Below are 21,483 nucleotides of genomic sequence, written 5' to 3'. Positions count from 1 at the left end.
AGATAGCTTATCCCAGACGGGATCTGTTAACCTAGTTCGTAGCATGATGATGAGGCTTAATGAGTTTTTGGCGAAATGGATTATACCAAATCATCATGCTGTTCAGATTACCTTCACAAAACGTCAACACGCCCTAATCAACAAGGCTTCATTTTAATCGCAGTTTCTGCTTATCAATCTGACGATTATAGCCTTTAACCAGTAACCCTAATTCATCATCCTGATGGTTTTTGGGACAAGGTATGGGCGCAGTCGGCTGTTCTTCATTCAGTGCACGCGCAACATCGCGCAGTGGATGGATGATAATGCGATTCACGCACCAGCTTATCGCCACCGTAAGAATAAGTGCGAGTAGTAAATAGGTGGTCAACATTAATGCAAGTGTATTCAAGGCAAATCGGTACACTCGGTTAGAATCGACCTGCAAGATCAGGTATCCCTGTGACGCTTCGGTTTGCGAGGTAATACCATAGATATGCAAAGGGATCTGTACCTCAACGGGAATACCAAAAACCTGCTTTGCCAATTCGGGTATAGGGCGATAAGTCGCGAAATCCAAGCTCATCACCCGGGCATTATCCGGTGATACCACATCAGCCCGCCCCAGCATGCCTGATGTTTTTAACCCAATCAACAGCGTTTTCGCTTTATTGAGATCTGAATTCAGCAGCGCTTCTGCCAGAGGAACTTGAATCTGTGCAGCCGCATTATTGAGCTGGCTGATATAATCATCTTTCCGCTGCTGTAACAGGTGTGATAACTGGATAGTAATGAAAATGGCAATAGTTATCAAAGCGACTCCTGTCACTGCGGCCATTTGTTTAATGGTTAATGAACGTTTGACACGCAATTTCATCTTATCCAAACCAATACCTGCAAAAAATACGGGCTATCACACCTTAATAATGTGACTGAGTATACTTGATTTTTCTAGCGGTCGTCTTATTTTGATGAGTTCAAAACAGAAGAATGACCGCAACATGACGTTTATATTTAATAACGTTTGCATTATCCATATCATATCCACGTTATATCACGGTCAAAGACGATTATCTGGCTGAATTTTCGTCCTGTTCAACTGCAAAACAGGCGACCAATTGCTCGTCATATTGCCTTAGCTTAGGCTGGAATTGCGTACAATGACCAAATGCGCGACGGCAACGGGCGGCAAAGGCGCAACCCGGAGGCGGATTCATCGGGCTTGGCAATTCCCCTGTCAGCTTGATGCGCTCACGACGCAGTGCCGGATTCAGGCGAGGTGTCGCAGACAGCAACGCCTGTGTATAAGGGTGACGAGGATTATTGAAAATCTGGTCTTTACTGCCTTTTTCAACACAACGCCCCAAATACATCACCATGACTTCATCAGCGATATGTTCAACCACCGAGAGATCATGAGAAATAAACACATAAGACAATCCCAGATCCTGCTGTAAATCCATCATCAGGTTCAAGACCTGCGCCCGCACCGAAACATCCAGCGCAGAAACCGGTTCATCGGCAATCAACACATCCGGATTTAACATCAATCCACGGGCGATGGCAATGCGCTGACGCTGGCCGCCGGAGAACATGTGCGGATAACGCTGATAATATTCAGGTTTTAATCCCACTTTTTCCATCATCTGCAACACTTGTTCCTTGCGTTCCGCTGCGGTGAGCGACGTGTTGATCAGCAACGGTTCTTCCAGTATCTGCCCCACTTTTTTGCGCGGGTTCAAAGAGGCATAAGGGTTTTGGAAGACGATCTGGATTTTCTGGCGCCGCAGTTTTTCTGCCTGTTTATCTGGCACCAATAAATCCTGTCCCTGATAATAAAGCTCACCCTCCGTCGGTTTTTCAATCATGGTCAGCAGGCGGCCAAGTGTGGATTTGCCACAGCCAGATTCTCCTACCACCGCCAGCGTCTTGCCTTTTTCCAGCTCAAATGAAACACCATCCAGCGCCTTAACCATACGCTCAGGCGCAAACATCCCTGTCTTCACCGGATAATATTTCTTTAACTCGGTGGCTTTGAGTAAAGGGACAGTGGCCTTTTCCTGTTCACGCCTGTTTTGATTACGAATGTTTTGCTCACTCATACTGTCGGCCTCCCCTCATCATCCAGCGGCATATGACATTTAACCTGACTTTCCCCAACCGTTTTCAATGCTGGCTCTACCTGACGGCAATGTTCATTCGCATAGGGACAGCGGGGATTGAGCAGGCACCCTGTCGGACGGTCATATTTGCCCGGAACCACGCCGGGCAACGACGCCAGACGGGATTTATCCGTCGAAAATTCCGGCAGTGCCTGTAATAATGCCTGTGTATAAGGATGACGGGGCGCACGGAAGATTTCAGTTGCCTTGCCCGCTTCCACTACCTGCCCGCCATACATCACGATGATATGATGAGCCGCTTCCGCCACTAACGCTAAGTCATGCGTGATCAAGACCAGCGCCATGTTTTCCTGCTGTTGCAACTCCAGCAGCAATTCGATGATTTGTGCCTGAATGGTCACATCCAGTGCCGTCGTAGGTTCATCGGCAATCAGCAGCTTAGGACGACAGGCAATCGCCATAGCGATCATGACGCGCTGGCTCATCCCACCAGACAATTGGTGTGGATAGACATCCAGACGGGAAGCCGGATCAGGAATACCCACCAGCGTCAACAAATCAACCGCCCGCTGGTAACGGGTTTTGCGGCTACCCCCCTGATGTACTTTAAGCGCTTCTATAATCTGAAATCCCACGGTATAGCACGGGTTTAAGCTGGTCATCGGATCTTGGAAGATCATGGCCACTTCCGCACCGACCAACTGGCGACGCTCTTTCTCAGAAATTTTTGTCAGATCACGGCCATCGAATTCCAGTTTTTCTGCCATGACCCTGCCCGGATAATCAACCAGCCCCATAATTGCCAATGAACTGACGGACTTACCTGAGCCGGATTCTCCAACAACCCCGACAACCTGTCCCTGCTCAACACTGTAGCTGATACGGTCAACGGCGCGGAATAGCGCATCTTCTTCACCGAAGTGCACCGATAATTGATCTACATTCAACAATGCCATTTCAATACCCCTACTGCTTGAGCTTAGGATCGAGTGCGTCACGCAGCCCATCCCCCATCAGGTTAAATGCCAATACGGTCAGCAGGATAGCCAGCCCCGGAAAGGTCACTACCCACCACGCGCTCTGGGCAAACTGCAAGACATCGGCCAGCATGGTTCCCCATTCTGGTGTGGGTGGCTGCGCCCCCATGCCCAAAAACCCCAAGGCAGCCATGTCAAGAATGGCATTTGAAAAACCCAATGATGCCTGCACAATCAAGGGAGCAAGACAGTTTGGCAGGATATTGATGAACATCTGACGTATGGCTCCTGCACCAGCCACTTGTGAAGCCATTACATAATCTCGGTTCGCTTCAACTAGTACCGCCGCCCTTGTCAGACGAATATAGTGAGGCAAGGCGACGAAAGTCAGCGCCAGTGAAGCATTGACAATTGACGGACCAAAAATAGCAACCAGTACCAATGCCAATAGTAAGCTTGGCAATGCCAGCATGATATCGACAATACGCATGATGATCGTATCGACAAGACCGCCGAAATAACCTGCCAATACCCCCAATATGATGCCCATCACCAGCGACATCACCACAACCAGGCAACCCACCAGCAAAGAGAGGCGTGCGCCATACATCAGACGGGATAAAATGTCGCGCCCTACATCGTCAGTACCAAGGATAAACTGCCAGCTTCCTCCGTCCTGCCATATCGGTGGAACCAACAGCGAGTCACGGAACTGCTCTGCCGGGCTGTGGGGTGCCAACACATTCGCCAATAGCGCCACCAGCAGCATCAGGACAATATAGGCAAAGCCAACGACCGCACCCTTGTTACGCTTAAAGTAATGCCAAAACTCCTGTATCGGCGTCATCAATTTCGGCGCACCAGATACCGCTGGCTCAGTGGTTTGAGTCATCATGTGCTCCTTATTTCTTATGACGGATACGTGGGTTGACGATGCCATACAGCAAATCAACCACAAGGTTGACCAGAATAATCATGGTCGCCACTAGCAATACTCCCCCCTGCACCACCGGATAATCACGACGCTGAAGGGCATCGATCAACCAGCGTCCCAGCCCCGGCCATGAAAAAATGGTTTCTGTCAGAATGGCACCTGCCAGCATGATCCCCACTTGCAGGCCGATGACAGTGACGACTGGCAGCAAGGCATTACGCAGAGCATGGACAATAATGACACGCATACGGCTCAAGCCTTTTGCGCGGGCGGTACGGATATAGTCTTCCCCCAACACTTCCAGCATTGCGGAACGGGTCATGCGCACAATCACAGCCAGTGGGATCGTCCCCAGCACAACCGCAGGCAGGATCATATGCATTACAGCATCGATAAAATTGCCCTCTTCACCCCAGAACAGAGTATCAATCAGCATGAATCCCGTCAGCGGGTAACTATCATCAAGAAATACGCTGTCGCTTATTCGGCCGGAAACAGGAGTCAAATTCCATTGAACGGATACCAGCATGATGAGCATGATCCCCCACCAGAAAATCGGCATGGAATAGCCCGTCAGTGATATCCCGACAGCCGTATGATCAAAAACAGATCCACGCTTGACCGCTGCCAGTACGCCAACCGGAATACCAACAGAGATCGCAAGTAACATGGCGCAGACCCCTAACTCTAATGTCGCTTTGAATCGGGGCACAAACTCGTCCCACACAGGAATGCGGCTTTTCAGGGAGATCCCCAAATCACCATGAAATATACCATTAATATAATGAAGATATTGCTCCCAGAGAGGTTTATCCAACCCCATAGCAGCCATCAATTCGGCATGACGCTCAGCAGAAACACCGCGTTCTCCCGCCATAATCAGCACCGGATCGCCGGGGATCATGTGTACAAAAGCGAAAGTCAGCAGTGTAATACCAATAAACGTGGGGATTACCATTCCCAAACGTCGGAGGATAAATTGCAGCATATCCTGAGTTCTCTTTTTAATTACCAGTTACAGCTCTCAGGCTGTTTGGTGTAATACAAGGGTCAACTTGCCCATCAAAGAAGCGAAACCATCCCCACAGAAAAATCTGGGGGATGGTTAATCACAACAAATCAAGAGCAGGATTAGTCGAGAGTCACGTTGTAAAAGATGTGTTTACCAAGTGGATCAACCAAATAGCCTTTCACTTCCTTACGGATTGGTTCATAAACCGTGGAGTGGGCAATGATCAATGCGGGTACTTGCTCATGCATTACAACCTGTGCCTGCTTGTAAAGCGCTGTACGTTTAGCCGTGTCAGCCGTTTCACGGGCTGGCTTGATAACGTCCTCAAATGGCTTGTAACACCATTTCGAATAGTTGGAACCTTTCTCTTTGGCCGCACAACTAAACAGAGTGCCGAAAAAGTTATCTGGATCACCGTTATCACCCGTCCATCCCATCATCACCGTCTGCGGTTCACCATCTTTGGCGCGTTTCAGGTATTCGCCCCACTCATAACTGACGATCTTGGCTTTGATGCCAATTTTCGCCCAGTCAGCCTGAATCATTTCGGCCATACGACGGGCATTCGGGTTATACGGACGCTGCACTGGCATTGCCCACAGATCAGTTTCAAAACCATTCGGAAAGCCAGCTTCTTTCAGCAGTTCCTTAGCCTTGGCGGGATCATAGGCATAATCCTTGATGTCATCGTCATAGCTCCACATGGTCGGTGGGATCAGGTTTTTCGCTTTCTGCCCAGCTCCCTGATAGACCGCATCGATGATGGCATCTTTGTTCACCGCCATCGCCAGCGCCTGACGAACCTTAAGGTTATCCATCGGTTTTTTATCGACGTTGAAAGAGAGATAACCCACGTTCAGGCCAGCCTGCTCCTTCAGAACAATATTTTTGTCCTGCTTCATACGGGAAATGTCGGCAGGATTTGGATACGGCATGACCTGACACTCGTTTTTCTGCAATTTTGCATAACGTACAGAGGCATCAGGCGTAATGGAGAACACCAGGCGATCAATTTTCGCCGGGCCTTCCCAGTAATCCTTGAATGCTTTATAGAGAATGCGGGAGTCTTTCTGGTATTGCTGCAATTGGAATGGGCCTGTGCCAATCGGATTCAGGTCAACTTTCTCCGGTGCCCCCGCCTTCATCATCACATCAGCGTACTCTTTGGACAGAACCGAGGCAAAATCCATCGCAAGATCGGCAATGAAAGGCGCTTCAGGACGGGATAACACAAAACGGATGGTGTAATCATCAACTTTTTCTATTTTGCTGATGATGTTATCCAGATCCATGCCAATAAAGTATTCGTAGCTGCCACCTGAAACTTTGTGGTATGGATGATTTTTATCTTTCTGACGCATAAAAGTAAAAATCACATCATCAGCGTTGAAATCGCGAGTTGGCTTGAATTCCTTATTGCTATGCCATTTCACGCCCTTGCGCAAATAGAAAGTATAGGTTTTGCCATCATCACTCACATCCCAGCGCTCAGCCAAACTGGGAATGACATTTGTCGTACCTGCCTTGAAATCCACCAAACGGTTGTAGATCTGTCTGGAAGTCGCATCATAAGTTGTGCCGGAAGTGAATAACTGTGGATTGAAGCCTTCTGGAGAACCCTCAGAGCAATAAACCAGTGTCTTTGCCTGAACACTTGCTGTTACTGCTAACGCAACGAGGCCAATGCCCAGTTTCAGTAAACTGAACTTTTTCTTACTGGAGATTGTCATTACTTAAACTCCGTTTGTGATGTTTATCGTGTCTTGGCCAAGTCCAGCGTTTCCACCTAAATGATGCCGTCCCGACCTGCGTTATTGTTGTTCGTTTATCAATTAACCAATTGTTATGCCTGACGTCAACATAATCACATATAACACTAGCAACATTAGAAAAACATAAAATCAAAAAATAATTAACACTTACGGTGTAAAAATATGACAATCGGCACATCAAACAGATAAAATCACTAAAAATAGTGGATATATAAAGAATTAATTTCTATTGGTGATAATTTGAAATTTGTGACTGAATACTTAAAAAATGAACAATCCGCCTTATAAAAAAGACGGGGCAATATAAGATGCGGGTACGGGTAGAAAAGAAGAAATGTTTTAAATTTAGCCAATTAATATAAAAATAATCGTGTTACTCATTAAAGCAATACTTTATTGAGTAAAGTTAATTTATGAATAAAGAGAAAAATAATGAATTATCGAATCGGGGAGATTCAGTTCCTGAGCGAATTGCCGGCGGTTTCAGAGATAAAATCCAGATAGATGAACAATTTTATCAAACCGACCGTGATATAACGTCGATGTTTAATGAATAGAGATCAAGGAGTGAGTTAACGCCGAGTTTTTATTTAGCACATACGAAAAAACCCTGCTCAAAGAGCAGGGTTTCTGAATGCTGGTCGGCGAGAGAGGATTCGAACCTCCGACCCACTGGTCCCAAACCAGTTGCGCTACCAAGCTGCGCTACTCGCCGAAAACGAAGCGCATCTTACTGCCATCGCTGTAAACCGTCAATATCTTTTTAAAGATAAGTGTTTAATTGATGATAAACCAACCAGAACACGCACAATGAAATATCATCAGTGACACTTAATGGCGATAAAAAACACCGACAGGCAGAAAAAAGCCTCACCACAACGGGCGAGGCTTTTAATCAAACAATGCAGCAATATTTACTGGAGCAATGAAATATCTGCCACGCGCAAGAACAACTCGCGCAGTTCACTCAACAGTGTCAGGCGATTAATTCTGACTTGTTGATCTTCATCCATCACCATCACGTTGTCGAAGAACGCGTCCACCACTTCACGCAGAGAAGCCAGTTCAACCAGCGCGTCCTGATAGTTGCCTTCCGCAAACAGAGGAGCCAGCTTATCTTTCAACACCACAAGATGGGTCGCCAGTTGGATCTCTTCCGCGGCTTTCAATACAGAAGCAAGAACACTGTCATTCAGCTTCTCTTCTGACTTCGCCAGAATGTTGGAAACGCGCTTATTAGCGGCTGCCAGTGAAACCGCTTCATCCAGTGTGCGGAAATGCGTTACCGCTTTCATTCGGGCATCAAAATCTGCCGGTTGAGTCGGACGACGCGCCAGCACTGCCTGAATAGCATCAACGCTGTAACCCTGCTCCTGATACCAAGTGCGGAAACGGCCGAGCATGAACTCAACCACATCATCCACCACGTTCTCATTGGTCAGTTTGTCACCATACAAACGCACGGCTTCTTCTGCCAAGGTCTGGAGATCAAGCGGCAATTTTTTCTCAACGAGAATACGCAGAACACCCAGTGCCGCACGACGCAGCGCAAACGGGTCTTTATCCCCTTTCGGATGTTGGCCAATACCGAAGATACCAGCAAGGGTATCCATTTTATCGGCAATCGCCACAGCACAGGAAACGGCTGTGGATGGCAACTCATCGCCAGAGAAGCGCGGCTGATACTGTTCATTCAGTGCCAGAGCCACATCTTCCGCTTCACCATCATGGCGAGCGTAGTGCATTCCCATCACGCCCTGAGTGTCCGTGAACTCAAATACCATGTTGGTCATCAGGTCACATTTGGACAGCAAGCCCGCGCGGGTCGCATGAGTGACATCTGCACCGATTTTTTCGGCAATCCAGCCAGCCAGAGCCTGAATACGATCCGTTTTGTCACGCAGTGTACCCAGCTGCTTCTGGAACAGTACCGTTTCCAGACGCAGCAGATTGTCTTCCAAACGCTGTTTGCGGTCAGTCTTAAAGAAGAATTCCGCATCTGCCAGCCGTGGGCGCACTACTTTTTCGTTACCCGAAATGATTTGCTGTGGATCAGACGATTCAATATTGGCAACAAAAATAAAATTCGCCATCAATTTGCCGGATTTATCGTAAACCGGGAAATATTTCTGATCGCCTTTCATGGTGTAAACCAGCGCTTCGGCAGGCACTTCAAGGAATTTCTCTTCGAATTTCGCTGTCAGAACCACTGGCCATTCCACCAGAGAAGTCACTTCTTCCAGCAGGCTGTCTGTCAGATCTGCCACACCGCCAAGCTGCATCGCTGCCTGTTCTGCATCACGCTTGATCAACGCTTTACGTGCATAGTAGTCCGCAATGACACGACCACGTTCCTGCAAAATCGCCGGGTACTGCTCTGCATTATCAATCGCAAACTCCGCCTCGCCCATAAAGCGATGACCACGGATAATGCGATCAGATTTGATGCCCAGAATTTCCCCCTCAATCACGTCACTGCCCAGCAGCATCGTGACCGTATGCACAGGGCGGACAAACTGAGTTTCTTTATCGCCCCAGCGCATCAGTTTAGGGATAGGCAGCTTGCCCAGCGAACTGCTCACCATATCCGCCAGAAGTTCTTTCGCTTCACGGCCTTTAACCTGCGCGCGATAAAGCAGCCATTCGCCTTTATCCGTTACCATGCGCTCGGCTTGATCAACCGTGATACCACAGCCACGCGCCCAGCCTTCCGCGGCTTTGGTTGGCTTGCCTTCCGTATCAAATGCCTGAGCAATAGCCGGGCCACGTTTTTCCACTTCACGATCAGCCTGTGCCACAGCCAGATTTGCCACTTTCAGTGCCAGACGACGAGGGGCTGCAAACCAGCTAATTTCACCATGACCCAGATTGGCGTTTTTCAGTTCTGTTTCAAAATTGGCCGCAAAGGATTCAGCTAGCGAACGCAGCGCCTTTGGTGGCAATTCTTCTGTGCCGATTTCCACAAGGAAAGTCTGTTGAATCATGATGGCCTCTCAATTCTTCTTACACATAGGGAAGCCAAGCGCCTCGCGGGAGGCATAATAGGCTTCAGCAACCGATTTGGTCAGGGTACGGATACGCAGAATATAGCGCTGACGTTCAGTCACAGAGATCGCTTTACGAGCATCCAGCAAGTTGAAGGTATGGCCAGCTTTCAAAATACGCTCATAAGCTGGCAGTGGCAGTGGTGCTTCCAGCGCCAACAGCTCCTGTGCTTCTTTTTCATACTGTTCAAAACAGGTGAACAGGAAATCCACATCAGCGTGTTCAAAATTATAGGTAGACTGTTCAACTTCATTCTGGTGATAAATATCGCCATAAGTCGTTTTACCCAGTGGGCCATCGCTCCACACCAGATCGTAAACGCTGTCCACGCCCTGAATATACATCGCGAGACGTTCCAGACCGTAAGTAACTTCACCAGTAACTGGTTTGCACTCAAGACCACCGACTTGCTGGAAGTAAGTGAACTGAGTCACTTCCATACCGTTCAGCCAAACTTCCCAACCCAGCCCCCATGCGCCCAGCGTTGGGTTTTCCCAGTTGTCTTCAACAAAACGGATATCGTGGACGGTAGGATCGAGTCCCAACGCTTTCAATGAACCGAGATAAAGCTCCTGAATATTGTCTGGAGATGGCTTGATGATGACCTGAAACTGGTAATAGTGCTGAAGGCGATTCGGGTTTTCGCCGTAACGACCGTCAGTTGGACGACGGGAAGGTTGCACATAAGCTGCCGCAATGGGTTCTGGCCCTAAAGCGCGCAGGCAGGTCATAGGGTGAGAAGTTCCTGCGCCGACTTCCATATCCAGTGGTTGGATAATGGTGCAGCCTTGACGCGCCCAGTAATCCTGCAATGTCAGGATGAGCCCCTGAAAGGTTTTGGTATCAAACTTTTGCATGTTGAATCCACACGCGATACATCACGCGATACATATGAATTTAAACGAAAGCGGTCAGTATACCCTTTGACCGTAAGATATACAGCACTGATCACCCGCCAATTTTGCTGCAGTATAAAAAAATCTTATCCGAGCCTCTTTACTTGTATATTTATACAGTTAATATAAGTTTAATTATTCACCATCGCCTGTGGGAGTAAAGATATGGAATTCATCAACAAGGAAAGTATTCGCTGTGCTTGGGTCACCGCCGATCCAGATTATCTTGCCTATCACGATAATGAGTGGGGCAAGCCACTGAAGAATAGCCAGCAGCTCTTTGAACTGCTCTGCCTTGAAGGGCAGCAAGCGGGGTTATCATGGCTGACGATCCTAAAAAAACGGCAGGGCTACCGGAAATGCTTCCATCAATTTGATCCGGTCAAAATCGCCAGCATGGATGAAAACGATGTCGAACAACTGCTCAAAGATCCGGCTATTGTGCGCAATCGTGCCAAAATCAATGCCATTATCCACAATGCCCGCACTTACCTGAAAATGGCCGATCAAGGAGAGGATTTCAGTTCATTTATCTGGCATTTTGTTGATGATTCCCCACTCATTAATCACTGGAAATCACGGACAGACGTTCCTGTCAGAACCCCCATTTCTGATGACCTGTCAAATGCACTGAAAAAACGGGGCTTCAAATTTATTGGCAGCACAACCTGCTATGCGTTTATGCAAGCGGCGGGTTTAGTTAATGATCACCTCACAAGTTGCCTGTGCCGAAAAGTTGAAATCAGTGCATAAAAACAGGTGATAAATTCACTTTAAAATATAAAGCTGGAGAAATTCAAAAGACCCAGTTTTTAAATTCAATGAATAATCATAATGTAATATATAACAACACAGAGAACAGGCTTGACCCCATTGCGCCCCAATAAGGGGCGGGGTATGGTGTCCCTTTCTCCTATAAAACAACAGACGCAAACGCCGTTATGAAATTTTCTCAATTCGGAAACAAATTCACACAAGATTCAGGAATTACCCGCCTGATGAATGATCTCAACCAAGGCCTGAGAACACCTGGCGCCATCATGCTAGGTGGTGGCAATCCTGCCCATATTCCTGAAATGGATGATTATTTTCAGCAGATATTGGCTGATCTGGTGTCAAGCGGCCAGTTGGGCGAAACCCTGTGCAACTATGATGGGCCACAAGGGAAAAATACGCTGATAGCGGCACTGGCCCAAGAGTTACAGGAAAAGCTCGGTTGGGAGATCCATCCACAAAATATCGCATTGACCAACGGCAGCCAAAGCGCCTTTTTCTACCTGTTCAATCTACTGGCTGGCCGCAGTGAAGATGGCTCGATGAAGCGAGTTTTATTCCCTCTTGCACCTGAATACATCGGCTATTCCGATTCTGGTCTGGATGAAGGGCTGTTTGTCGCCAATAAACCGAATATTGAGTTGCTGCCCAATGGCCAATTCAAGTATCGGGTCGATTTCGATCACCTGAATATTTCCGAAGATATCAGCCTGATTTGCGTCTCCCGTCCAACCAACCCTACCGGTAATGTCATTACTGACGAAGAGTTGCTGCGCTTAGATGGGCTAGCTCAACAACATCAGATCCCACTGTTAATCGACAATGCCTATGGTGTACCGTTCCCCGGTATTATCTTCAATGACGCGACGCCACTGTGGAATCCCAATATTATCCTATGCATGAGCCTGTCCAAACTTGGCCTGCCGGGTTCCCGCTGCGGGATTATCATCGCTAATGAGAAAATCATCAGTGCTGTCAGTAATATGAATGGTGTTATTAGCCTCGCACCGGGCGGTGTAGGTCCCGCTATCGCGTTGGAAATGATCAGACGCAATGATCTATTCCGCCTATCTCAAAATGTCATCCAGCCATTTTATAAAACGCGGGTAGACAACGTGATTGAGATCATTCGTCGCCATATGTCAGAAGATCGCTGCCTTATCCATAAGCCGGAAGGGGCAATATTCCTCTGGCTCTGGTTCAAAAACCTGCCAATCACCACGGAAGTGCTTTATCAGCGCTTGAAGAAACGGAAAGTGTTAATGGTGCCGGGTCATTTTTTCTTCCCAGGTCTGGAGCACAACTGGCCTCATGCTCATCAGTGTATGCGCATGAACTATGTACCTGATTTGGAAAAGATCGAAGAAGGCATTCGCATTCTGTCGGAAGAGATTGAGATCGCGCATAGAGAAGCGATCCGCTGATTTGGACACAAAAAAAGCTCCCTCATTTAGGGGGAGGGAGCAAGATGATAGCGAGGACTTTTACCTGTGAACAGGACAGTAGTTATTAGAATCCAAAAAGAATTCTTCACACAATTAGGAAAGGAAAACAATCCCTGTTTATACTCTTTCCCTGAACTGAGTCTATTTAATCAGAAAAACCCGAATCTAATAACTTGAATAAGAAGGATTTTTTTGCCTTAAATTGCCTTTACTATGTGAAATTGAGACGATTGAGCCATATTGTGTGATCTAAAGCACATTTAATGAATCAAGAAAATATCCTTAATTATTCAAAATCATTTTTAAACATCACATCGCCCAGAAAATAATCGCCAATATTTGAGGTGACATAATCCTCAAAAACATCACCAGTGGATAAACCGCCGCATACGATTTGGAAAAGACTTTATTTGTTTAATAAAAAATTGGTTTAGCCAAACATTCATTAAATATAAATAAATAGTTTAAATCGATATTAAATTGAATAATTTATTCGTATTGTTAATAAATTATTCAATAATTTGCCTTTATGTTTACATTTAAACAAACATAAAAGTGGAATTTAAATTTCCGTCACAAAAAATCGTTAAATTTAACGATAAATGCTATAGCAAACTGAGTATTACCTGACTATAGTGAATAATATGCAAGGTTTATTTTCATGCTTTGGAAAAAGCAATGTTAAAGCGCACATAAAGCATCTGAGCATCGGCAAATTAACTCACTGAGATCATGGAAACGATGAAAAACCATAAAGTGCTTCTATTATTGTGTACCACACTGGGATGGTCACTTGTCACTGGCTGCTCCAGCATAATGACCCACAGCGGGCCTTATCAAGGTTATTACTCTGGAGCAAAAGCCAGCATTGGCATGCTGAAAGATGACAGTACCGGGTGGGTCATGAAACCTTTGCTCGCCGTGGATCTCCCGTTCTCTGCCTTTCTGGATACGCTCCTGTTCCCCTATGATTATACCCGTTCCAGCAAAGACCAAGCTGAACACTCACCTAAGCATCGCCTTGAAAAACTGGAGCAACGCTCAACTGCCACAGCAACAGCCCCAGAAAATACGAACGCTGAAACATAACTATTCCCCCACACCAGCGATGCCGGTTTCGACAATCAAAACTTGCCGATAACCATCAATATCACGCATGAAAGCAACATATCGGTCATCCGGTGATATCACAATCGCATCCGCAGAAGGTGCATCATCAGTACGTGCTGTCAGCCGATGCATTTCGCCATTTTGGCTATTACAGAGCATAATACTATTGTCACAAACAAAGGCGATGAACCGACCACCGCTGTCCCAGTTAAATGCCGACTGTATGTGATATGCACTGTGAGTCAGTTGCATTGGCACTCCACCATTTGGCGAGATGTACCATAACTGAACGATACCCGTTTCGTCTTTCATCAAAAATCCGATTTTGCTGCCATCCGGTGATGTTCTCAGCCAGTGTCGGGGAACATTTACCACCCCCGGCCAGCGATTTTGATGGGTAAAAGTTAAACGGCGCTGTTTCACACCTGCTGGTGGTGCTGGCAGTGTTGTTTCTGTTCCTGCCAAAGGCTGTTTGCCCTCAATGGCATAATCCTCATTGTTCTCCGGTAAATCAACGAGATAAATTTCTGGTATCTTTTCGCCATTCTCAGCACGGGTATCACCAATAAAAGCCAGTGCCCAACGCTGCCACTGACCATTTTCTTTGAGATATCCCTGTTGCCCAATCCAGCCTTCTTCATAAGCCCGATTGATCTCATCACTGCCAGAACGTGGCTGCGCTGTCGTGCGGCTGACAACAACCGAAAAATAACTGCCATCATATTCTCTGGGATGTTTTTTCGGTGGAATGACTGCTCTCAGAGGGATAGCCACGGCAACATTGCGCAAATCAAGCGCCAGATCTCGTTCATGCATCACATGGTCGTTATAAGTAAAACTCAAACGGTTACCATCAGGGCTGAAAACGTGAACATGCGTACCACCGCGCAGAGCACCGGGTGTATAAGGGGGAGTAATATCCAGCGCATCAATGTTGACGGCTACATTTGGCTGAGTATCAGAGACAATCACACCTCGGCGATGATGAAAATCATACTGCCACTGCCTATCTGGCTTTTCTGGACCGTGGATGAACGCATAGCGAACAGGCTCCTGTAGATTTACCGTCACTACACCAACGTGCGCTCCATCCTGCGCCTGATAAATCACTTCTACCTGCCCACTGCCGACATGAATTTTTTCTATCGTGAGACCCGTAAAAGACGCACCACTGGGGCGAACGTCGTATACCAGCCATTGGCTATCAGGAGTCCAGATATTTATATTAGTTATCTGATGGCTACGGCTGTCGAATGTAATCTGGCGTTCCTTAAAGACCATTTTCCTACCTTATTTTGCGGAGTTTCGCATAATAAAAACTAATCTTATGTAAATGTGGCTAAAAAATTTCAGTCGAGACGTTATTATTCCAACATTACACTTTACTACTACGTTATTCCATTTGATCAAACTTATGCTACTTAGTGTCCTTTATATCATTGGTATCACGGCTGAAGCCATGACAGGCGCCTTAGCCGCAGGTCGCCGGAAAATGGATGTATTCGGCGTTATCATTATTGCTTCCGTGACGGCCATTGGTGGTGGCTCCGTCCGTGACATTATTCTGGGTCATTACCCACTTGGCTGGGTAGAAAACCCAGCCTATATCGTGACCGTTGCCTGCGCTGCGGTGATCACTATCTGGGTTGCCCCCATGATGAAACATCTGCGCCGTTTATTTCTCATTCTCGATGCCATTGGTCTGATTGTCTTTTCCATTATTGGTGCACAAATTGCGCTGAATATGAACCACAGCCCGATCATCGCCGCCATTGCTGCCGTGATTACCGGGGTTTTTGGCGGGGTACTGCGCGATATGTTTTGTAATACTATCCCGCTGGTATTCCAGAAAGAGATCTATGCGGGTGTTTCTTTCGCTGCCGCTTGGCTATATATCGGGTTATTACACACGCCATTGCACCCGAACAGCGTGATCCTGATTACGCTTATCGCAGGGCTGGCGGCTCGATTGATTGCTATCCGTTATCGTCTTGGTTTACCCATCTTCAATTATGACGGTTCTGATCACTGACATTATTAAGAGCATCGGGGGCACGCTCTTGCTCCCTTGCTTCTGAATGACTTACCGGATCCGTTTTTTTCTTCTCCCCAACCTTATTCTCCTCACTTCCCTGCTTTTCTCCAATTCTATGTACAGTTAATACATGAACTAACGCTTTAATCTCTGGATGTTGCAAAAAGGCTGCAATTCTTGCGGTTTGCTTTGCCGTTAGTGGATTCTTCATGCCTGTTTCGGATAACAGCAAATCCCATTGCCAGCCCATTTCATCCGTAAATCGATTGGCATAAGGCAACCCTATCGCTTCACGCCATGACGAAAGCGGCTGTAATCTTGCCTGCTGGAATTGGGCAAAAATCAACTCGGCACGTTTGGTTCCTATGTTTGGCACTTCAGTAAGTTGTACAATATCCAGCGCCAGCCAATCCGTTAAATGTGTCACCAGCCCATATTTTACCAAAGCTGCCCATGTTCCTTGCCCAACGCCTTTCATTTTCAGATTTTCCCCAAGCCATGTCAGACGGGCAATAAATTGTTGCTGGCAACTATCATGGGATACAAGGCAACTCAGCGAATGAAAGTCCTGCGCATTCGGTGGCTGAATATCAGGCCGTTCAGCAATACGCCATACCACTTTATCGAGTTTCGGAACGCCATGCCCCGCCAGCGCTACCGTAACTTTATCTCCCGGATAAACGTTCCACTGTTTCCAGCGTCTGACGGAACCGAGATTGACCCGCCTAACCTGCCTATCATCCAGCTTCACTTTTTCCAGCTCCAGCAAAACGGAGATCCTTCCTGTCCGGCCTATCTTGAAATGGACATCTCTCACGGTTGTCAATTGCTGCTGCAATGGATACTTCCAGGCAACCGCCCAACTGTTTGAGCCTGCGCGCCACTGCCGGCCAGTGGGCTCAGTTTCCTGTCTTAAGACAACGCCATCCGTAGCAAAAGGAAGTGGCTGGATAAAATAGGATTTCCATCTTTTCTCAGCATCTTGCGCACTGATAATTCGGTGGCTATATTGCTGTGCGGTGGGAAACCCCATTGATGCCAATCGCTCCAGCTTTACCGCCATCTCATCTGGCCCATCTGGCCAGCCCCAGATAAATATCCCTATCTGACCAAGTTCTGGCGCAGATGACTTACGCATCATCAGCCCTGCGACCTTGCTGCGCGCTCCTTGACTACCGACAATAGATTGGCGGTGACTATCCTGCTGCCAGAACAACTCACCTTGTAACACCAAGCGCTCCGGTGCATTTTTTATCTGTTTGGGAATGCGGGTAATAAATGGACTTTTGTCCATCCAGTTCGTTCCTTCCGAACCATTGCCGCGACTGATTAACCCCGCCAGTCGGCCTTTCTCATAGACCAACGTAACCGCAACACCATCCACTTTGGGTTGCAGCCAAACAGCCGACCGTCCCTGTAGCCACTGGTGAATTTCCTTTACCCCTTTCAGCTTGTTTAAGCCGGTATGCTGCACAGGGTGAGGATGTTTCCCCTCCCGTGGCACAGCAACAGAAAACGTGCTGTCTGACGTCTGATGTAAACAAGTTCGCCAAAGTGTCAGGGTTTCCAATAGTTGATCATAGATTTCATCATCGATTTCACTGATGCCCTGTTGACGATACAGCTGATCCCACTCCGCCATCTGCCGTGTCAGGTGCTGCATTTCACGTTGGATTTTCTCCTGTGACCAAACAGGACAATCCGCCATGTTTCCTGTACTGCCGGTTTCTGCGCTTTCAGTAAATTTTGCTGGTGCCTGCTCTGCCATTCCTGCCAATGCCACAGGTATTCCAAACAACAGCGCCAATATCATGATGAGAAAATTAAGCATCCCTGCTCCACACGTCCCTTAAACACGAGCAAAGAATAAAAAGCCGTGGAACTTTTACCAAGCAGGAAAAGGCTAATTTGCGAAACGCTTCGAAAAATACATAATCATTTTCTGCAACCATTTATTTTTCCTGAAATTGTTTCGCAAAATGATTCATTAATGTCAGTGAGTTAAGAAAAAATTTTGTTGAAATGTCCGTTGGCATGTATTGTAACGCTGCATGGGTTGACGTATCCGTGTATACTATGTGGGATTTTATATTCCTGCGCTTGCATTTATTAATACCCAATCAGTCAAGAAATCATCATGAACCAAGGAACGTTATATATTGTTTCTGCGCCGAGTGGAGCAGGCAAATCAAGCCTTATTCAGGCTTTATTAAAAACTCAGCCTTTGTATGACACTCAGGTTTCTGTTTCACATACAACGCGCCCAACGCGTTCTGGCGAAAATCATGGTGAGCATTATTTTTTCGTCACTGTTGATGAATTCCAGAATATGATCAGCCATGATGAATTTTTGGAATATGCTTGTGTTTTTGGTAACTATTACGGCACATCCCTCAAAATTATCGAAGATACACTAGCCAGTGGCGTTGACGTTTTTCTTGATATTGACTGGCAGGGAGCGCAGCAAGTCCGGCAGAAAATGCCGGCAGCCCGTAGCATTTTTATTCTTCCGCCATCGAAGGAAGAATTGCTCCGTCGCCTGCGTGGTCGCGGTCAAGACAGCGATGAAGTCATTGACAAACGAATGTCTCAGGCGGTCGCGGAGATGGAACATTACGGCGAATATGATTACGTCATTATCAATGATGATTTCAATACGGCACTAGCCGATTTACAATCTATTATTCGTTCAGAGCGTATACGATTAGATCGTCAGGCTCAACGGCATGATGCCTTAATCAGCAAATTATTGGCAGGCTGAACCAAGTTTCAGTATTATGCCCAGTCATTTATTTATCTGTGGAGTAGCACACATATGGCACGCGTAACTGTTCAAGACGCAGTAGAAAAAATTGGTAACCGTTTTGACCTAGTGTTGGTCGCTGCTCGCCGAGCACGCCAATTGCAATCAGGCGGTAAAGATCCTCTCGTAGCAGAAGAAAACGATAAGATGACTGTTATCGCTCTGCGTGAAATCGAACAAGGCCTCATCAACAATAAAATTCTTGATGTTCGTGAGCGTCAGGAGCAACAAGAACAAGATGCCGCAGAAATTAAAGCGGTTTCTGTCATCGCTGAAGGTCGTCGCTAATTTTACGGTAGGTCTGCCTTGTACCTGTTTGAAAGCCTGAATCAGCTTGTTCTCAAATATTTGCCTGAAGATCAGATAGTTCTACTGAAACAGGCCTATGTTGTTGCGCGGGATGCCCACGAAGGGCAAACCCGCTCCAGTGGTGAGCCATATATTACTCACCCTGTCGCTGTTTCCTGTATTCTGGCCGAAATGCGTCTTGACCATGAGACACTCATGGCGGCACTTCTGCATGATGTGATTGAAGATACGCCAGCGACATTTCAGGATATCGAACAGCTATTCGGCACGGCTGTCGCCGGGTTGGTGGAAGGTGTCTCCAAACTGGATAAGCTGAACTTCCGTAACAAGAAGGAAGCACAAGCTGAAAACTTCCGCAAAATGATCATGGCAATGGTGCAGGACATCCGCGTCATTCTGATCAAACTGGCAGACCGTACACACAATATGCGAACCCTTGGCTCCCTGCGCCCTGACAAACGGCGGCGCATCGCCAGGGAAACGCTGGAAATCTACAGCCCACTGGCTCACCGTCTGGGTATTCATCACCTGAAAACGGAGCTGGAGGAGCTTGGGTTTGAAGCACTGCACCCTAACCGTTACCGTGTGATTAAAGAGGTTGTTAAAGCTGCTCGCGGCAATCGCAAGGAGATGATCCAGAAAATTCTGTCGGAAATTGAAGGCAGATTAACGGACGCTGGCATCCAATGCACCGTTAGTGGACGGGAAAAACACCTCTACTCTATTTATCGCAAGATGCACCTGAAAGAACAGCGTTTTCACTCCATCATGGATATTTACGCCTTTCGCGTCATCATCAACAACCTTGATACCTGCTATCGTGTACTGGGGCAAATGCACAGCCTGTATAAGCCTCGACCCGGCAGAGTGAAAGATTATATTGCCATCCCCAAAGCCAACGGCTACCAATCCCTGCATACCTCTCTTATCGGCCCACATGGCGTCCCTGTTGAAGTCCAGATCCGTACTGAAGATATGGATCAGATGGCAGAAATGGGGGTTGCGGCACACTGGGCATATAAAGTGCAAGGAGAATCAGGCACTACAGCTCAAATTCGCGCCCAACGCTGGATGCAGAGCCTGCTGGAGCTTCAGCAAAGTGCGGGAAGTTCTTTTGAATTTATTGAAAGCGTTAAATCTGATTTATTTCCCGATGAGATTTACGTTTTTACGCCAGAAGGGCGGATTGTTGAATTACCGGCGGGGGCAAGCCCGGTTGACTTCGCCTATGCCGTCCATACCGATATCGGCCATGCCTGCGTTGGAGCACGTGTTGATCGCCAGCCTTATCCACTGTCGCAAACACTTAGCAGTGGGCAGACCGTCGAAATTATTACGGCGCCAGGTGCGCGTCCGAATGCAGCATGGCTGAACTTTGTCGTCAGTTCCAAAGCTCGCGCCAAAATTCGCCAGCTATTGAAAAATCTTAAACGGGATGATTCGATTGGACTCGGGCGTCGTCTGCTCAATCATGCGCTTGGCAATGGAAAGAAAATTACTGATATTCCTCAGGAAAGTATCACCAAAGAGCTGGTAAGAATGAAACTTGCCACATTGGATGATTTGCTGGCTGAAATTGGACTGGGTAATGCTATGAGCGTGGTTGTTGCACGGAATCTGCTGGGTGCAACGGAAAAGATCCCAAACAACAGCAATAGCACCCGTAAACTGCCCATCAAAGGTGCTGACGGCATTTTGATTACCTTTGCAAAGTGCTGTCGTCCAATTCCTGGAGACCCGATCATTTCTCATATCAGTCCGGGAAAAGGTCTGGTTATTCACCACGAATCCTGCCGTAATATCCGTGGATACCAGAAAGAGCCGGAAAAATTCATGCCTGTCGAATGGGATAAAGATGTCAACAGCGATTTTATCGCCGAAATTAAAGTTGATATGTTTAACCATCAAGGCGCACTGGCGAATCTGACGGCGGCCATCAACGATGCTAACTCCAGCATTCAGAGCATGAATACGGAGGAAAAAGATGGTCGCGTTTATTGTGCTTTCATCAGGCTGACGACCCAAGACCGTATTCAGTTGGCGAATATTATGCGTAAGATACGCGTTATGCCAGATGTGATGCGAGTCAGCCGTAACCGAAACTAAAGGTTACTTTTCGAAGGGGGGATATCCCGTATTGGCGGCAGTTTCACGCTGTAAGGGGCTGGAACAGCCACTGATTGAGCAGCAGGGGCAAATCATCGCAAGTGAATCATGGTGGGCAGCAATGCAGGCAACGACTGCACCATCAACAGGGAAATAAATCACA

The 21,483-nt window shown here is 47.2% G+C and carries 18 protein-coding genes, 1 tRNA gene and 2 pseudogenes; 9 read left to right on the top strand and 12 right to left on the bottom strand.

Annotated features, from left to right (window positions below; translation table 11 throughout):
• Nucleotides 1-148: 148 nt before the first annotated feature.
• The 6 genes from NXS07_RS08120 to dppA form a co-directional block, all read right to left on the bottom strand.
• Nucleotides 149-856, bottom strand: coding sequence for a HAMP domain-containing protein (locus NXS07_RS08120; protein ID WP_038191572.1), 708 nt, complete (start codon nt 854-856; stop codon nt 149-151).
• A gap of 193 nt (nt 857-1,049) precedes the next feature.
• Nucleotides 1,050-2,081 carry a dipeptide ABC transporter ATP-binding subunit DppF gene (dppF, locus tag NXS07_RS08115; protein ID WP_038191570.1) on the bottom strand — a complete coding sequence of 344 codons (1,032 nt, stop codon included), beginning with the start codon at nt 2,079-2,081 and terminating at the stop codon, nt 1,050-1,052.
• Nucleotides 2,078-3,058: a dipeptide ABC transporter ATP-binding protein gene (gene dppD / locus NXS07_RS08110; RefSeq protein ID WP_038225286.1), complete on the bottom strand. Its 981-nt coding sequence runs from the start codon at nt 3,056-3,058 to the stop codon at nt 2,078-2,080. The genes dppF and dppD overlap by 4 nt, the downstream gene beginning before the upstream one ends.
• A 10-nt stretch (nt 3,059-3,068) precedes the next feature.
• Nucleotides 3,069-3,971: a dipeptide ABC transporter permease DppC gene (gene dppC, locus NXS07_RS08105; RefSeq protein ID WP_258086522.1), complete on the bottom strand. Its 903-nt coding sequence runs from the start codon at nt 3,969-3,971 to the stop codon at nt 3,069-3,071.
• 10 nt (nt 3,972-3,981) lie between these two features.
• Entirely contained in the window at nt 3,982-5,001 is a 1,020-nt protein-coding gene (dppB, locus tag NXS07_RS08100; RefSeq protein WP_038215384.1) for a dipeptide ABC transporter permease DppB, read from the bottom strand.
• A 143-nt stretch (nt 5,002-5,144) separates the two neighbouring features.
• The gene (dppA, locus tag NXS07_RS08095) at nt 5,145-6,755 is read right to left on the bottom strand and encodes a dipeptide ABC transporter periplasmic-binding protein DppA (RefSeq protein WP_038191565.1); all 1,611 of its coding nucleotides are present in this window, start codon (nt 6,753-6,755) and stop codon (nt 5,145-5,147) included.
• Between the two features lie 455 nt (nt 6,756-7,210).
• Here dppA and NXS07_RS08090 point away from each other — a divergent pair, with 455 nt between their 5' ends.
• A complete protein-coding gene (locus NXS07_RS08090) occupies nt 7,211-7,354 on the top strand; it encodes a hypothetical protein (RefSeq protein WP_155271391.1) in 144 nt (47 codons plus the stop codon).
• A gap of 81 nt (nt 7,355-7,435) precedes the next feature.
• Here the strand turns inward: NXS07_RS08090 and NXS07_RS08085 are convergent.
• From NXS07_RS08085 to glyQ, 3 genes are all read right to left on the bottom strand, one after another.
• Nucleotides 7,436-7,512 (bottom strand) — tRNA-Pro (locus NXS07_RS08085).
• A gap of 199 nt (nt 7,513-7,711) precedes the next feature.
• Nucleotides 7,712-9,781: a glycine--tRNA ligase subunit beta gene (glyS, locus tag NXS07_RS08080; RefSeq protein ID WP_258086521.1), complete on the bottom strand. Its 2,070-nt coding sequence runs from the start codon at nt 9,779-9,781 to the stop codon at nt 7,712-7,714.
• Between the two features lie 9 nt (nt 9,782-9,790).
• Nucleotides 9,791-10,699 carry a glycine--tRNA ligase subunit alpha gene (gene glyQ / locus NXS07_RS08075; protein ID WP_038206845.1) on the bottom strand — a complete coding sequence of 303 codons (909 nt, stop codon included), beginning with the start codon at nt 10,697-10,699 and terminating at the stop codon, nt 9,791-9,793.
• A gap of 213 nt (nt 10,700-10,912) precedes the next feature.
• Here glyQ and NXS07_RS08070 point away from each other — a divergent pair, with 213 nt between their 5' ends.
• Nucleotides 10,913-11,491 carry a DNA-3-methyladenine glycosylase I gene (locus tag NXS07_RS08070; protein ID WP_038194745.1) on the top strand — a complete coding sequence of 193 codons (579 nt, stop codon included), beginning with the start codon at nt 10,913-10,915 and terminating at the stop codon, nt 11,489-11,491.
• A gap of 188 nt (nt 11,492-11,679) precedes the next feature.
• Nucleotides 11,680-12,936, top strand: a complete 1,257-nt coding sequence (locus NXS07_RS08065; RefSeq protein WP_258086520.1) for a valine--pyruvate transaminase — start codon at nt 11,680-11,682, stop codon at nt 12,934-12,936.
• Between the two features lie 330 nt (nt 12,937-13,266).
• Here the strand turns inward: NXS07_RS08065 and NXS07_RS08060 are convergent.
• Nucleotides 13,267-13,353, bottom strand: a pseudogene (locus NXS07_RS08060) (hypothetical protein); the annotation flags it as partial.
• A 345-nt stretch (nt 13,354-13,698) separates the two neighbouring features.
• Between NXS07_RS08060 and NXS07_RS08055 the strand changes: the two are divergent.
• A complete protein-coding gene (locus NXS07_RS08055; protein ID WP_038189881.1) occupies nt 13,699-14,046 on the top strand; it encodes a YceK/YidQ family lipoprotein in 348 nt (115 codons plus the stop codon).
• Here NXS07_RS08055 and NXS07_RS08050 read toward each other — a convergent pair whose 3' ends face one another.
• The gene (locus tag NXS07_RS08050; RefSeq protein WP_258086519.1) at nt 14,047-15,348 is read right to left on the bottom strand and encodes a YidR family protein; all 1,302 of its coding nucleotides are present in this window, start codon (nt 15,346-15,348) and stop codon (nt 14,047-14,049) included. It lies immediately after the preceding gene.
• A gap of 133 nt (nt 15,349-15,481) precedes the next feature.
• Between NXS07_RS08050 and NXS07_RS08045 the strand changes: the two genes are divergently transcribed.
• Nucleotides 15,482-16,099 (top strand): trimeric intracellular cation channel family protein, encoded by a 618-nt coding sequence (locus NXS07_RS08045; protein ID WP_038194748.1) that lies wholly within the window; start codon nt 15,482-15,484, stop codon nt 16,097-16,099.
• Here NXS07_RS08045 and ligB read toward each other — a convergent pair.
• Entirely contained in the window at nt 16,074-17,933 is a 1,860-nt protein-coding gene (gene ligB / locus NXS07_RS08040; protein ID WP_258086518.1) for an NAD-dependent DNA ligase LigB, read from the bottom strand. The two genes, NXS07_RS08045 and ligB, sit on opposite strands and share 26 nt — an antisense overlap.
• A 306-nt stretch (nt 17,934-18,239) precedes the next feature.
• On the opposite strand from ligB, the gene gmk reads away from it, so the two are divergent.
• The 4 genes and pseudogenes from gmk to NXS07_RS08020 form a co-directional block, all read left to right on the top strand.
• Entirely contained in the window at nt 18,240-18,863 is a 624-nt protein-coding gene (gmk, locus tag NXS07_RS08035) for a guanylate kinase (RefSeq protein WP_038215366.1), read from the top strand.
• 54 nt (nt 18,864-18,917) lie between these two features.
• On the top strand, nt 18,918-19,193 hold the full coding sequence (rpoZ, locus tag NXS07_RS08030; RefSeq protein ID WP_038189891.1) for a DNA-directed RNA polymerase subunit omega: 276 nt from the start codon (nt 18,918-18,920) through the stop codon (nt 19,191-19,193).
• Nucleotides 19,194-19,211: 18 nt separating this feature from the next.
• Nucleotides 19,212-21,320 (top strand): bifunctional GTP diphosphokinase/guanosine-3',5'-bis pyrophosphate 3'-pyrophosphohydrolase, encoded by a 2,109-nt coding sequence (spoT, locus tag NXS07_RS08025; RefSeq protein ID WP_238097644.1) that lies wholly within the window; start codon nt 19,212-19,214, stop codon nt 21,318-21,320.
• 25 nt (nt 21,321-21,345) lie between these two features.
• Nucleotides 21,346-21,477: pseudogene (locus tag NXS07_RS08020) on the top strand (tRNA (guanosine(18)-2'-O)-methyltransferase TrmH); the annotation flags it as partial.
• Nucleotides 21,478-21,483: the final 6 nt, after the last annotated feature.

The sequence above is a fragment of the Xenorhabdus bovienii genome, from assembly GCF_024721015.1.
Classification (GTDB): domain Bacteria; phylum Pseudomonadota; class Gammaproteobacteria; order Enterobacterales; family Enterobacteriaceae; genus Xenorhabdus; species Xenorhabdus bovienii.
The sequence above is the reverse complement of the archived record's forward strand: the minus strand, read 5'-3'. Positions and strand labels throughout refer to the sequence as shown.

Excerpts from the sequence above, each read along its gene's own strand:
- NXS07_RS08120 (WP_038191572.1), bottom strand. The coding sequence starts at position 856 with ATGAAATTGCGTGTCAAACGTTCATTAACCATTAAACAAATGGCCGCA.
- dppF (WP_038191570.1), bottom strand. The coding sequence starts at position 2,081 with ATGAGTGAGCAAAACATTCGTAATCAAAACAGGCGTGAACAGGAAAAG.
- dppD (WP_038225286.1), bottom strand. The coding sequence starts at position 3,058 with ATGGCATTGTTGAATGTAGATCAATTATCGGTGCACTTCGGTGAAGAA.
- dppC (WP_258086522.1), bottom strand. The coding sequence starts at position 3,971 with ATGACTCAAACCACTGAGCCAGCGGTATCTGGTGCGCCGAAATTGATG.
- dppB (WP_038215384.1), bottom strand. The coding sequence starts at position 5,001 with ATGCTGCAATTTATCCTCCGACGTTTGGGAATGGTAATCCCCACGTTT.
- dppA (WP_038191565.1), bottom strand. The coding sequence starts at position 6,755 with ATGACAATCTCCAGTAAGAAAAAGTTCAGTTTACTGAAACTGGGCATT.
- NXS07_RS08090 (WP_155271391.1), top strand. The coding sequence starts at position 7,211 with ATGAATAAAGAGAAAAATAATGAATTATCGAATCGGGGAGATTCAGTT.
- glyS (WP_258086521.1), bottom strand. The coding sequence starts at position 9,781 with ATGATTCAACAGACTTTCCTTGTGGAAATCGGCACAGAAGAATTGCCA.
- glyQ (WP_038206845.1), bottom strand. The coding sequence starts at position 10,699 with ATGCAAAAGTTTGATACCAAAACCTTTCAGGGGCTCATCCTGACATTG.
- NXS07_RS08065 (WP_258086520.1), top strand. The coding sequence starts at position 11,680 with ATGAAATTTTCTCAATTCGGAAACAAATTCACACAAGATTCAGGAATT.
- NXS07_RS08055 (WP_038189881.1), top strand. The coding sequence starts at position 13,699 with ATGAAAAACCATAAAGTGCTTCTATTATTGTGTACCACACTGGGATGG.
- NXS07_RS08050 (WP_258086519.1), bottom strand. The coding sequence starts at position 15,348 with ATGGTCTTTAAGGAACGCCAGATTACATTCGACAGCCGTAGCCATCAG.
- NXS07_RS08045 (WP_038194748.1), top strand. The coding sequence starts at position 15,482 with ATGCTACTTAGTGTCCTTTATATCATTGGTATCACGGCTGAAGCCATG.
- ligB (WP_258086518.1), bottom strand. The coding sequence starts at position 17,933 with ATGCTTAATTTTCTCATCATGATATTGGCGCTGTTGTTTGGAATACCT.
- gmk (WP_038215366.1), top strand. The coding sequence starts at position 18,240 with ATGAACCAAGGAACGTTATATATTGTTTCTGCGCCGAGTGGAGCAGGC.
- rpoZ (WP_038189891.1), top strand. The coding sequence starts at position 18,918 with ATGGCACGCGTAACTGTTCAAGACGCAGTAGAAAAAATTGGTAACCGT.